We start from the raw sequence: 12,913 nt of genomic DNA, 5'->3' as shown, positions 1-12,913 counted from the left end.
AATAACATGGCAATTATAGTAAATATTGATGTAATGCTGGCGAAAAGAAAAATGAGTGTAACTGAACTTTCAGAGAAGGTTGGAATTACAATGGCTAACCTTTCTATATTAAAAAATGGAAAAGCAAAAGCAATTAGAATTTCAACTTTAGATGCTATTTGTAAAGCATTAGAATGCCAACCTGGGGATCTATTAGAGTATAGACTTGAAAATTCTGATTCAGATGATTTGTAAATTGGGATTATAACATTAAAAATTCTCTCTAGGTAATAAAATAAAACGAGTCCATCTTATGAGATGGACTCGTTTTATTTTATATAAATGACATTAAGGTGCAAAATTAATTTGGCCAGTAAACAATAAGATAATCGCGATAATCCAAAATATAAAGAACGATGAGGAAAGTATTAATGAGATAATTGCAATTGCCTTCTTCTCTGTTTTTTTCGTCATTGTGATTATTGAAAGTATGATACCTACACCTGTCAGAGCAATAGTAATATAATCTCCCACTATATTACCCGCATTCGCAATCCTCGTTGGAGTTATAAAAACGAATAAAAAACACATAATTCCGATAATTAAAGATGTATAACTTATTATACTGTACTTTGGAGTAACTATTTCAGTTTTCAACGTTTCACCCCCTTCTTTATACATATGAGTTAATATTAGTACGAGTAACTAAAAATTAGTAAAAATAAAAAACAGATAAAGTAAATACAATCACTTTATCTGTCATTCAACTACTTTTTAATAAACAATCCTGCTATTTCTTCTTTATCATTATAAGTTACGATAAAGGTACGTTGTTCTTTACTATATTTCGCTACAAGAACAACAGTATATAAACCATCTTTTTCTTCAATCGACTTTTTTTCGATCTTTTCGAATGTACCAGCTTTCTCAATTACAAATGAATAATATCCTTTTCCCCTCAAACTGAAAAGGCATTTAAACTACCATTATAGAATACAAACTAGAGGTGATTTTAATGACTAGTATACATATAGAAACAGATATACTAAATAAATGGATAGAACAATTCCTACCTGACTATGATTTATTCTTTTTTCCAGCTAAAAATGAATGTATAGTAAAGCATTTTACTTCTAACACTTTATTTATGACTAAACATGAGTTTTTCAATCATTCTATTTTTAACAATATTGATAATAGAAATAGCTATCAAATATGGAATATCCATAAAGACGTTAATTTAATTTGTGTAGCAAATCCTAATGTGATTACACAATTAGACAATGAGACACGCCAAATTATATTTCAAACTCAACTTGAAGTTAATAGCGGTTCAATTTATGAATGGGATTTTATTGAACTTACACTACAAGATATCCATTCTGTTTCAATAATAGATTCTATAATACAATATTTAACTCTTTATTCATTTGAACACAATTCGAAGCAATATATCAGTATGCAAAAAACGCTATGGGATAACTTACATAAAGAATTTAAATATAAATTTCTACTTCTATTAGCGAGACAATTTGTTTATCAAAATTCATTAAATGAAAATCAAATTAAAACATTTAAAGAACAGTTCCCACATATAGCTCCATATTTTAATACTTTTAGTACTACAAATGGACCAAACTGCTTTGCATCAACTTTAGCGAGTATACGTAGCGAACATTCCGAAGTACAATGGATTATTACAAAATGGGTCCATGATTATAGTTTTCTAAAAGGTTTAGACGTAAAAAATTATAGATTAAAATCAATGTCATTAGATTTTTTACAACCTAAAGATATCCTTGTATGGAGAAATGAAGGAAACAATATAATACATGCTTCTTATTATGTAGGTGACGGCTATTTCTTTAATAAAGATGGACAATCATTCTTTAATCCGTGGCAATTAGTACATATTAATAACTTGCAAGATACATGGGGGAAAGAACGTATTGAAGTGTATAGAATTTAAATAATTGTCTCATAAAGAAGCAATAACCCTAAAGCATACAGACTGTACCTTTTAAACAAAAGATACAGTCTATACTCTATAATGAAAACTCCCTATCTCTATCAATAACTACCTTAAAAAACTCGGAGTAATGCGATAAAGAATAATCCGCTACATCACTTTTACCTTGAAACATACATGTTGAAATACCTAATTCCTTTGCAGGCAATAGATCTAACTCTCTATCTCCAATTGCTAGATCAATATTGTGCTTTTTATGTAAATAATCATAAGCTAAAGAGTTCGGTTTTCGGGGGAAACCATCGTCAATTGTAACCATATCGACGAAGTATTTGTCCCATCCATAATACTTTAAGATTTCCATAACTCCTGCCCTATGTTTATGGGTCATAATCACATTTTTATCCGCAAATTTCAAAATTTCTTCGACACCTGCAAAAGGTTTCATATCTTTTGGAGTAAATTTTTTCTTCAAAATCTTAATCTTTTGTTCCTGATCATATGAAATATTGTAATACTGAATTGCGTGGGAATATGATATTTTTAATTTTTTGTATATTTCTTGTTTATCTACTGCATCACCTAATATTTCAGAAAGCATCATTGTATATGCAGGATATGTATCAAATAACGTCCCGTCAAAATCCCATAATATATTCATTTTATACACCTTCTTTTTTGTACTTACTTACATTGTTACATATGGCGTATTACTAAATCCGCCCTTTTCCTCGGTAATTCCATTTCCATATAATAATCTTCAGCTTTCCAATACCTACTTTGAAACTTTGAAAGGTTCTGCTGTGTTTCTACACTTTCACGTAGAAACCTTGTCTCTCTTGAACAATCCAAATACACCAAATAATGAAAGAACTCTCTCCATTCTTTTCGCTGAAGAAAAACACCTTCAACAATTATTACACCTACTAAAGGAAGCTGTATTTCTTTCATTTCGCATATGTCTGTTTCATCATGATAGTATGGCAACTCTAACTGCATGTTGCTATGTAACTTCTGAAATAAGTTTTGCTGCAACCACTCTATATCCCATTGAAGGTTGTAGTGCTCATACCACTCTGCAAATCCAGTATTATATCGCTTGTTACGTTCGGTTATGTGATCATCAATATGGAAGATATGAAACGGGATTCCATTTTGTTTCATATCTTCTTCCAACTCTTTAACCAAAGTTGTTTTACCCGAACGACTTAGCCCGTCTATACCTAAAATAAATCGCTCATCTTTATGTTCCTTAATAACTTTCATTATTTCACTTATGCTCATTACTTTTGCCAATCTTCTTTTAATAATGAATAAACGACCGTGTCATGAGCAACATCATTTTGAATCATATATTTTCGAAGTAATCCTTCCTCTTGAAACCCTGCTTTTTTTAATAAATTACGGGAAGCTTCATTTTCTATATATACGACAGCTGCAATTCTTATAAAGTTCAACTTTTCAAACCCGTAATCTAGCATTGCTTGCAGTGCTTCTGTTGCGTATCCTTGCCCCCAATATGTATCATCTAGCTCATAACCAATTTCAGCTCGTTTATGATGATTGTTAATTAAATGAAACCCACACGTACCAATTAATTGATCCGTGCCTTTTTTCTCTATTCCCCAGCGAAATACACTTCCTTCTTCATAACGCTTTCTAAACGTTTGAATTGTCGTTTTCGCTTGCTCAATATTTTCAAAAGAGTCCATTCCGAAATAACGAATAACGGATTCTTTTGAAAAATAATGAAACATTGTTTCTGCATCTAACAGTGTAAGTTCTCTTAATAGTAAACGCTCTGTTTCTAATTTTGGAAACTCCATCCTCTTCTTCTCCTTCTATTCTAATGAACTACAAATTTCAATATAATTACCGTCTGGATCGGCTATGTAAGCTATTGTTTGTCCCCACGGTTTTACAATTGGCTCAACTAAAACTTTAACCCCTTGTTCTTTTAATTGCTCAATCGTTTCTTTTACATTCTCTACAACAAACCCTAACTCAAAATGAGAAGATTGTAGTACACCTTCTGTAAGAGGTAGTCCTGTTAACTCCTTAACATCCTCTCGTGTATTCATCGCTAAAATTGTTGCTCCTGTTTCAAATTCGATATATGTACCGTGTTCAGCTCTTATCGGTAATTTTAAAATTTCTTTATAAAACTGAAGACATTGTTCAAATTTTTCTACATATAAAATAATGTATTTCATTTTTAAGTTCATCATTATTCCTCCTTTACCTTCACCTCTAAAAATTCGACAAATGTTTTTAAAAACCTTGTACCTTATAAAGCCGAGCACAAAAAAATGAGGCCGATTTCTCGGCCCCCCAGCTTATTGGCATAAAACAGGAGATTTGGTTTGGACATAACCAGTTCTTACATATATTATATTTTATTTTTTCTGAATTTTAAATATAATATATACCTATTTATATTGAGAAAGTTTTTTCTACATGACCATAAAACTATGTGCATAAATTCATACCTTTTAAGAAATGCTACAAATGGAGGTGTATACATATGGAACCAATGCTATGTCCAAGCTGTAAAACGAACCGAACTCGCTTTAATATTCTTGAGCAACAAGTAAAACCAGTAAAATTAAATCCGCAAACTGGTCAAGTAGAAGAAGAATACACAAATGAAACGATGAATGCTTTTCATATGGCTTATCAAGGACCAACTTACCGCGTCCAATGTGCTGTGTGCGGGCTTGTTGAAAATCCTGAACAATTTATTAAGCCGGCTCAAAATCAGTCTTTCTCTTAAACATTTTCCCTACCCCCTATCAATTTTCTATAGGGGGTTTTTCCGTTTTACGTAAGTAAGGTAAACAATTGATTTTTAATCAAAGGTTCATAATTCATCTACATGTCTACTATTCATACACCGTCATATTCTACCCAATAGAATTAAAGAACAGCTAAGCCTTGCGACCCAAAGTAAGGCACATTGGATGAAGCAACAACCTGCAATCTTACTAGACTACCATCACTTTGAATATTAAATACTGACACTGTAGCCTGATTTCCATTAAGAGTGTAAAAATGCCGTCCATCTTTACTCACTCCAACATCCATCGGAAGACCTGGTGCTGTACCCGGCGGTGTACTAGTAATATGCCTTACTACCGACAGTGCTCCATTCGGGGCAATTTGGTAGGTGGAAATGGTGCCACTTAAAGTGTTGGTAGTGTAGGCAAAACGTTCATCTTTCGTTGTTATAACCCAACAAGCAGTTTTATATCCGTTCGGTACAGAGCCACTGATTACATGAAGGGTACCGTCGTTACTCAATGAATAAGATGACAGCGCATTTGAAACTGCTTCTGTAACTAAGAGAATTCCAGACGATAGAAAATAAGCACCCAATGGGCCTTTACCGTAAGAATTATTAACAATTGGTCCTGTAACCGTACCGTTTTTATTTACAGTGAATACACTGAGATGGTTTGATGTAAGCTCGGAAACAACGATTTTACTACCATCCGGAGTGAAGAGAACCTGTGCCGGCTGCGCATTGAAGGTACTGAGAGAATGAGTAGATCCTGGAATAGGAGTAAGGTTTCCTTTATCATCTATGTGAAAACCAGTAATATTTGATGCAAAATTGTTTGCAGCATAACCTACATTGGAGACATAGAGAAGATTACCATACACACCAATGCTATTCGGTTGAGCACCTCCTGATGGTTTTACATCCACGAAAACCGGTACCCCGTTATCTGCTATGATAAAGCTACTGATACTATGACTGCCTGCGTTAACTGCAAATAGGAAACGACCATCACGGGACAAAGTCAGAGAACCTTGTGATGCTAGAGGATCTATACCATCGTTTGCCGTTTCTGTAGAAACTTCCTTTATACCAGTACCTCTTCCGTATGTTGGATAAGAACCCACAAAGGTGAGTATTCCATTCGTGTCCATGTGAAAAGCAATAATGGAATTCATTACTTCATTATTAGTCATCATGTACACCATACTCGCACGCGCACGAAAATAATTGTTCATTCTCTGCATTTTATGACTCTCCTCCCTTCATAATTTTATATGGTTCTTTTGCCATTTAAATTCGCAATAAAATGTAAATTGGTTTAATAACAAATGCAACTCACCTTGTAATTTCTTTAAGCGAAAACCTTAATCACTTTCATGATTTTACTAACATAATTCTGAAATTTTATCAAAAACGGTACGCAACAATTTGGTCCGATTATTGCATAGCATGACTGGCGTTTTTAAAACTACTTTATTATGTTTCAAATGACTTTATTGCTACTTAGCAGCTTCATCGTCATTTATTAATTTTCTAAGTATTTACTACTCTCATAGTTCTATGCCTTAAATATATTAAAATGTAACGATGAATGATTGCCATATGACTTATCAAGGACCTATGGACTCGTTGAAAACCCTGAACAATTTATTAAACCGACTCAAAATCAGTCTTTCTCATAAAATCAGTACTATCCCTTGTAGAAATAGATTTTTCTATAAGGGATTTTTCCGTTTAATACGGTAATAAAAAACGTATTTTTTCCTTATTATATTTTAAACCCCGCTCTTATTTGGTAATATTTACATAAAAGAGGTGAAATTAATGATATTAAATAGAAGATTAATGATTCCATCTACATTTTTACTATTAGCTTGTCACATAATCATCTTTTATTTTTGGATCTTTGATTGGAAGAAGATCACAACTCCTTACGGTCTAACTATATGGATTATTTCTACTGTTTGTGGCTTTTTACTTTATTACCATTTAAAAAATCAAAGCTCTAATAAAATAATATTAATCGGTAGTTCATTATTATTAATCGTTTCTTCATCATTTATGATTTTTTTAGACATTATTACTGGTTTATCTTTGTAACCGTTAGTTCTATGCCTTGAATATATAGTTTTTTATTATATAAAAAAGAGTGAACAAAATGAAATTAAATAGAAATAAAAGAAGATGATTCCGATATTAAAATCTGAAATCATCTTTTTTTAAATCCATTCTTTGTTATAATATTTCGCTTTTGAATTTCTTAATTTTCCAAGAGAGCTTTATAAAAAGATACGTATAGATACTACAAACAAATCCCAACATAACTTTCGCCCAAATTGGTACTCTTGATTCCATTGGACTTAAAAATACGTTATACATTGATGGTATTATAGCGGCTAACATAATAATAAAGAATAGTAATAACTCATTTAGTTTTTGTATCCTCGTCTCCTTTTCTGAATAAATATCAGGCAACTCATTTTCATCTTCTACTTCTTTACAGAAATAATTCCATTTTGCAAAACTCGTTACATGTTTCCATCCACACATTTCATATAGTTCAATATATTCTTTTTGTTTTTCTTTTGAATCTTTATAATCCAATCTAAAATCCGCTTTATATATTACATCTTTCGGTTCCGTTTTCTTAAACGTATACATTACATTATATTTTTGTAGCGCCCAGCCTTGTTGATGCATTTTTCTTAAAAAAGCTTCCTCTTTTTCTAGACTCCATGCCGCGAAAAATTTCAATACCTTCTTTGTCTCCATATTCCATTCACTCCCCTAAAATACTGTTTCCATTCCTTACAGATCGTTGCAACCTTTTATACTCTAGCTCTAACACTTCTCTACCAAGTGGTGTTAACTCGTAGCACTTCTTTCTGTCTGTAGAGGCAACTTCAACAATTAACTTCTCTTTTAGTAACTTCGTCGTATTCCCGTATAAAGTACCAGGACCGAGCTTTACTTCCCCATTTGTCATCTCTTCTACCATTTGCATAATTCCATAACCGTGCATTGGCTTTACTAGTGACAACAATATGTAATATGTCGCCTCTGTTAATGGAATATATTTTTGTGCTTTCTCATTCATTATAACTACCTCCAATACATCGCCCTATGATATATCGACTTACGATACATCGTATAACGATATTGTATAATCAAATTCCAAAATATGCAAGTGTAATATAAAAATTAAATATCTATTTCTTCGAATTGAAAATAATACTAATTTTCTGAATAATTTGTTAAAATATAGAAATATCCGCTTTTATTTTGAAAGGAATGATACATGTGATAAATAAATTAAAAGAAAATATAGGATCTGTTTTTGTCGGTAAGGAGAATGTTATAGATTTACTTATAGTTTCACTACTTGCTGACGGACACGTACTACTTGAAGACGTGCCTGGTACCGGGAAAACATTACTAGCTAAAACAATTTCCAAAAGTATTGGTGGTAGTTTTTCTCGTGTTCAATTTACGCCTGATGTACTTCCGAGCGATGTAACAGGTATTGAATACTTTAATCCGAAAACTAGTGAATTCGAATTAAGACTTGGACCAGTTATGACAAACATATTACTTGCGGATGAAATTAACCGTGCGATGCCTAGAACACAGTCTAGTTTGTTAGAAGCGATGGAAGAGCGACAAGTAACTCTTGAAAAGCAGTCTACTACTCTTCCGAAACCATTCTTTGTTATTGCGACGCAAAACCCGATTGAATCTCAAGGAACTTTCCCTCTTCCAGATGCACAGCTTGATCGCTTTTTAATGACGATTTCTATTGGTTATCCGGCTCCTGAAGATGAGTTAAAAATGATGCGCCGTTTTCGCAATAACACACCGTTAGAAAGCGTCACATCTGTCATTTCTTTAGAAGACATTTTAAAAGCACAGAAACAGGTGAAAGAAGTGTTCGTATCAGAACCGTTAGAACACTACATTATTAAACTTGCTCATGCGACCCGAAATCACGATTATATTGCTAACGGTGTAAGCCCCCGCGCCACATTAGCTTTAGTACGTGCCGTTCAAGCATTAGCCTTTTTACGTGGTAGAGAATATTGCACACCTGAAGATATACAATTTTTAGTACCTTCTGTTTGGAATCATCGTATTGTATTGTCTATGGAAGGTGCTTTACGTACGACAAAAAATGAAATCATGCAAAGGATTTTAAAAGAAATTGACGTACCTGTGGAGATTGAGCAAGCATGAATGGACAACGTGTAGTAACTGTACCTTTATTTTTCCAAATCCATATCATTCAATTAACTGTACCAATCGCTTTACTATTTACGTTTTTTCTACCGCAGCGAATTATTATGTTTCCCTTTTTCTTCTACTATTTATTTGCGATTTTCATTTATAAATATGTCGCTTACATAGAAAAAAAGTTTCAAGTTATAAATGAAAAACAAACAACTCGGCTTTTCCCTGATGAATCTGGACAGTTTTTTATTCATTTAAAAAATGGAGCAAATATACCACTCGTTAACGGTGTTTGTTATTTTCATTTAAATTCGTCCCTTATACCGCATAAGGATCAAGGAATTGAACAAATATCAAAAACGTTATTTTCTTTTCCCTTTTCACAACCTACTCATTCAGCACAAAAATGGGATTTAACATTAACCGCAACGAAGCGTGGTGTGTTTCAAATTGAACAATTCGAATGCGTATTAAAAGATCCGTTTCATTTATTAACTGTACATTTACCTGTTTTCGATAAATTAAAAACTGAAATTATTGTATACCCTTCTCCTAAAGAAGTAGCCGGTTTGCAAGAACTTCAGCAACTATTAACTGGTTCTTATCGAACGAATTTTTCTTTTTACAATGATGAAACATCTATTATTGGTGTAAAGCGATACGAACGTGAGTCTTTCCGCTCTATCCATTGGAAAGCGTCTGCTAAAATGCAGGCGTTACAAGCGAAGCAATATGAGCCTGTAAAAAATTATAGTTGGACGATTTGTCTTTCTTTAGCTGCTGATCGCGGGTTTGGTTGGAAAGAGAATGTAGAAGACCTTATTTCATTTACAACTTACATTTGTCAATTCGCAACGAAACATCAAATTCCGTTTGAGTTATTTATTAGTGTTTTAGCAGAAGGTGGTCCCCTTCATTTACCGTTAAACGAGGGACAAACACCTTACGCCAAAGCGTTAGAGGAATTAGCACGTATTTCAGATGATAGTACGTTACTTCCGAAACAAGGATTCCTTCATTATGTCACGAGAAAAAGAGAGCGATCATCTACATTGATTTACATTGGTCTGCAGAAGAATGAGCTTCCTCTTCTAACGCAACCTACGTTTCTCATTACTAATGAAGGGATGGTGGAACCAGTTGAAAACTTGGCTCTATCACGTTAATGACTTTATTCTGCTCCTCCTCCTTTCGTTATTAACAGAAAGGGATGAACTAGTTGGTATTGCTATATTTTTAGCAACAGGCTATGTAGGAGTATTTCTTATTTATAAGTTTATGAAGAAAAAAACAACAGGATTTGTAATACTGTTAGTTGCTCAAATAGTTGGTTGTTCTTTAATCCTACCATTTTCTCTTTTTGGCACAATTATGTTACCGCTTTTCTTCTTTATCGTACACGCGGTCGGACCTGGATATCCAGTTCAAAAATCGTTAGGCGGTATTGTATGGTTTGTCGTTTCAGCTATATTTTATGCACCATTTCCACCGTTATGGAAATTGTTACTATTAGCTTTACACCTTATGATTACATTTTGGCTAACCGGGGCAAATCGCAAACAACAACTATTACGTTTTGCTTCTATCTTTACGATTGGCGTAATGAGTATATTAATTGTTCAAGTATTTCCTTTCATTCGACTTATTTTTGGTTTTATCACGGAAGTAATCGCATTAGGGGTCGGCTACGCTATAAATCCATTACTTATAGCCGCTGAATTAAAAGACACTGAAGGGGTTTGGGCAAATAAAGGACATCTCTTAAAACCACGAATTGAAGACGGGAAAAAACTTCCTGATTTTGACCCAATACTCATAAATAGCATTACAATAATAGTTTGTACAACCATCGCTATTTACGTCGTTTGGAAAATAGTAAAAAAACGAAAATATTTGAGCTTAGCAAACATGCCAGTCTTCGAATCTACAATCATTACTGATAAAGAAGGAATTAGCCAAAAACGAATGAAGCGAAATAAACCACCACATAACGAAATTCGGAAAGAAATTTTCAAACTGGAGAGTAAGTTATCCCCTCCTTTAAACCGTGAACGAGGAGAAACAGTTGAAGCTTGGCTAGAGAGAATTAATGATGAAGAAGGTGTAAATATTCAGAGGCATATCATTATAGATGCGTATAATGCAGTACGTTACTCAAATGGTGAAAACACTGTACTTTTGCATGAATTTAAGGAAGAGGTTCATAAGCTTTATGCGTATCAGAAGAGTTTGAAGAAGAAGAGAAAATGAATAAATTTAAGTTTTGATACACACAAAAAGACTCCTATTAAACTAGGAGTCTTTTTGTGTAAAAGTCCACGTTGCTTTTCACAATTTATGCTTTTCGCTCTCCCGCAATTTCTAAAGATTCTTCATGCCACCAAAGTGTTTCTTCAGGGTCTTCTTTAGCGATTAGGTGTGCTTCTTTTTTCGATTCTACTGTAGGATAAGATCCTTTTAGCGCACGTCCTGATGTTGTAACAAACAGTACACTAAATACAATTAATCCAATTACACTTACACCTGTTAAATAAAATGCTGGTGCCAGTGGGTTGCCAGTAGCATGAACTAAGTATGAACATACAAGTGGTGTTGTCCCACCGAATATGGATACAGTTATATTAAAGGAGATTGAAAGTGCACGATAACGTACATCGGTGAAAAAGAGTGCTGGTAATAACGATGGTAATGTTCCTTCATAAACACTTAGGAAGAAACCTAAAACGAAAACACCTGCAAATATGGCTGCAATATGTCCATTCCCTATTAATAAAAACGCTGGAATTGAGCATAATGTTAAACCAATTAAACCGATTTGTACTACGCGCTTATTACCAACTTTATCACTTAATTTACCGAAATAAAGTGCCAGTGGAATCATAAGTGCCATCGTAATTGAAATGATTAATAAGCCAGTTGTTTCTTTGACTTTTAATACTTGTGTTAGATAAGAAGGAATATATGAAAGGATCATATAGTTTGTAATGTTAAAGAAGGCAACAATTACTGTGCTTAATAAGAAGTCTTTTTTGTGATATTTTAATATATCACTAAACGGAATTTGTTCATTGTCTTCAGATTCCTCTTGCGCTTTTTCCATCTCTTCAAAGATTGGAGATTCATCTAAGTGACGTCGTAAATATAAGCCGACCAAACCGATTGGTGCAGCGATTAAGAAAGGAATACGCCATCCCCAGCTGAGCATTTGCTCATCTGTTAATAATAACGTCAAAATGGTAACAATTACCGAAGCAGCAATGTAACCTGAGAGTGTCCCTATTTCAAGACCACTACCGAGTATACCACGCTTTTTATCTGGAGAAGATTCTGCGATATAAACCATTGCTCCTGAATATTCTCCGCCTGTAGAGAAGCCTTGAATCATTCGAGCAACTAAAAGTAGTATTGGTGCCCATACACCAATTTGTTCATAGGTTGGTAGTAATGCGATGAATAATGTAGATAGTGCCATTAAAATAATAGTTGTACTTAAAACAATCTTTCGGCCATATTTATCACCAATTCTCCCAAAGAAAATACCTCCAATTGGTCGAACTAGAAAGGCCGCCGCAAATGTACCAAATGTAAGTACAAGTTGCAAACCACTATTATCCACACCTGAGAAGAATAATTGACTTAAAATTACCGCTAAATACGCGTATAATCCAAAGTCAAACCACTCCATTGCATTCCCAATGCCAGTAGCAACAACTGCTTTCCTAGCCTGTTTAGGATTGACAATATTAACGTCTTGAGGTTCAAAATTTAAATCATTATTTTGTTGCATATAGTAAAACAGCCCCTTATTTAATTTATCTTCTTTAAGCACACCTTCTCTTATTGAATAAAATTAATACGAAGCACTTAAGGAAAAGCAACGTCTCCTTATCTGTTATTATTATTTCACATAATTAATTATTTGTCCAATGAGATGCTTCCTTGATTAAGGAAATAAGTAC

Annotated in this window: 15 protein-coding genes and 3 pseudogenes; 8 read left to right on the top strand and 10 right to left on the bottom strand. The window is 33.5% G+C overall.

Translation table 11 applies throughout. The features are described from left to right. The first annotated feature begins 6 nt into the window (after window positions 1-6). Window positions 7-234: a helix-turn-helix domain-containing protein gene (locus MR109_RS20895; protein WP_098475593.1), complete on the top strand. Its 228-nt coding sequence runs from the start codon at window positions 7-9 to the stop codon at window positions 232-234. A gap of 93 nt (window positions 235-327) precedes the next feature. Here the strand turns inward: MR109_RS20895 and MR109_RS20890 are convergent, their stop codons facing one another. Both MR109_RS20890 and MR109_RS20885 read right to left on the bottom strand, forming a co-directional pair. Continuing rightward, window positions 328-636 (bottom strand): hypothetical protein, encoded by a 309-nt coding sequence (locus MR109_RS20890; RefSeq protein ID WP_098475592.1) that lies wholly within the window; start codon window positions 634-636, stop codon window positions 328-330. Between the two features lie 110 nt (window positions 637-746). Further along, window positions 747-914: pseudogene (locus MR109_RS20885) on the bottom strand (DUF3887 domain-containing protein); the annotation flags it as partial. An 80-nt stretch (window positions 915-994) separates the two neighbouring features. Here MR109_RS20885 and MR109_RS20880 point away from each other — a divergent pair. Then, complete coding sequence (locus MR109_RS20880; RefSeq protein WP_242273747.1) at window positions 995-1,948, top strand: NlpC/P60 family protein; 954 nt, start codon at window positions 995-997, stop codon at window positions 1,946-1,948. Window positions 1,949-2,024: 76 nt separating this feature from the next. Here the strand turns inward: MR109_RS20880 and MR109_RS20875 are convergent, their stop codons facing one another. From MR109_RS20875 to MR109_RS20860, 4 genes are read right to left on the bottom strand one after another with little or no spacing between them, the layout of a single operon-like run. Further along, the gene (locus tag MR109_RS20875) at window positions 2,025-2,609 is read right to left on the bottom strand and encodes an HAD-IA family hydrolase (protein WP_242273746.1); all 585 of its coding nucleotides are present in this window, start codon (window positions 2,607-2,609) and stop codon (window positions 2,025-2,027) included. 35 nt (window positions 2,610-2,644) lie between these two features. Further along, window positions 2,645-3,232, bottom strand: coding sequence for a kinase (locus MR109_RS20870; RefSeq protein ID WP_242273745.1), 588 nt, complete (start codon window positions 3,230-3,232; stop codon window positions 2,645-2,647). After that, window positions 3,232-3,774 (bottom strand): GNAT family N-acetyltransferase, encoded by a 543-nt coding sequence (locus tag MR109_RS20865; RefSeq protein WP_002172484.1) that lies wholly within the window; start codon window positions 3,772-3,774, stop codon window positions 3,232-3,234. The genes MR109_RS20870 and MR109_RS20865 overlap by 1 nt, the downstream gene beginning before the upstream one ends. Window positions 3,775-3,789: 15 nt before the next feature. Further along, a complete protein-coding gene (locus MR109_RS20860; RefSeq protein WP_242273744.1) occupies window positions 3,790-4,173 on the bottom strand; it encodes a VOC family protein in 384 nt (127 codons plus the stop codon). Window positions 4,174-4,472: 299 nt separating this feature from the next. Here MR109_RS20860 and MR109_RS20855 point away from each other — a divergent pair, with 299 nt between their 5' ends. Continuing rightward, window positions 4,473-4,721 carry a hypothetical protein gene (locus MR109_RS20855; protein ID WP_000433610.1) on the top strand — a complete coding sequence of 83 codons (249 nt, stop codon included), beginning with the start codon at window positions 4,473-4,475 and terminating at the stop codon, window positions 4,719-4,721. A 143-nt stretch (window positions 4,722-4,864) separates the two neighbouring features. On the opposite strand, the gene MR109_RS20850 is transcribed toward MR109_RS20855, so the two are convergent. Next, complete coding sequence (locus MR109_RS20850) at window positions 4,865-5,974, bottom strand: lactonase family protein (protein ID WP_242273743.1); 1,110 nt, start codon at window positions 5,972-5,974, stop codon at window positions 4,865-4,867. A gap of 334 nt (window positions 5,975-6,308) precedes the next feature. On the opposite strand from MR109_RS20850, the pseudogene MR109_RS20845 reads away from it, so the two are divergent. Both MR109_RS20845 and MR109_RS20840 read left to right on the top strand, forming a co-directional pair. After that, window positions 6,309-6,412: pseudogene (locus MR109_RS20845) on the top strand (DNA alkylation repair protein); the annotation flags it as partial. Window positions 6,413-6,554: 142 nt separating this feature from the next. After that, window positions 6,555-6,850, top strand: a pseudogene (locus MR109_RS20840) (hypothetical protein). Window positions 6,851-6,965: 115 nt separating this feature from the next. On the opposite strand, the gene MR109_RS20835 reads toward MR109_RS20840, so the two are convergent. Continuing rightward, window positions 6,966-7,502: a DUF2812 domain-containing protein gene (locus MR109_RS20835; RefSeq protein ID WP_098475582.1), complete on the bottom strand. Its 537-nt coding sequence runs from the start codon at window positions 7,500-7,502 to the stop codon at window positions 6,966-6,968. A 7-nt stretch (window positions 7,503-7,509) separates the two neighbouring features. Beyond that, a complete protein-coding gene (locus tag MR109_RS20830) occupies window positions 7,510-7,827 on the bottom strand; it encodes a PadR family transcriptional regulator (RefSeq protein WP_025147892.1) in 318 nt (105 codons plus the stop codon). A 203-nt stretch (window positions 7,828-8,030) separates the two neighbouring features. On the opposite strand from MR109_RS20830, the gene MR109_RS20825 reads away from it, so the two are divergent. From MR109_RS20825 to MR109_RS20815, 3 genes are read left to right on the top strand one after another with little or no spacing between them, the layout of a single operon-like run. After that, entirely contained in the window at window positions 8,031-8,960 is a 930-nt protein-coding gene (locus tag MR109_RS20825) for an AAA family ATPase (protein WP_242273742.1), read from the top strand. After that, window positions 8,957-10,120: a DUF58 domain-containing protein gene (locus MR109_RS20820; protein WP_242273741.1), complete on the top strand. Its 1,164-nt coding sequence runs from the start codon at window positions 8,957-8,959 to the stop codon at window positions 10,118-10,120. The genes MR109_RS20825 and MR109_RS20820 overlap by 4 nt, the downstream gene beginning before the upstream one ends. Then, a complete protein-coding gene (locus MR109_RS20815; protein WP_242273740.1) occupies window positions 10,095-11,204 on the top strand; it encodes a DUF4018 domain-containing protein in 1,110 nt (369 codons plus the stop codon). The genes MR109_RS20820 and MR109_RS20815 overlap by 26 nt, the downstream gene beginning before the upstream one ends. A gap of 85 nt (window positions 11,205-11,289) precedes the next feature. On the opposite strand, the gene MR109_RS20810 is transcribed toward MR109_RS20815, so the two are convergent. After that, window positions 11,290-12,741 carry an MFS transporter gene (locus MR109_RS20810; RefSeq protein ID WP_242273738.1) on the bottom strand — a complete coding sequence of 484 codons (1,452 nt, stop codon included), beginning with the start codon at window positions 12,739-12,741 and terminating at the stop codon, window positions 11,290-11,292. Between the last annotated feature and the right edge of the window lie 172 nt (window positions 12,742-12,913).

This window comes from Bacillus cereus group sp. BfR-BA-01310 (genome assembly GCF_022664325.1).
Taxonomy (GTDB): Bacteria; Bacillota; Bacilli; order Bacillales; family Bacillaceae_G; genus Bacillus_A; species Bacillus_A paramycoides.
Note: the sequence above shows the minus strand (reverse complement) of the source record. Positions and strands in the feature narration are given on the sequence as shown.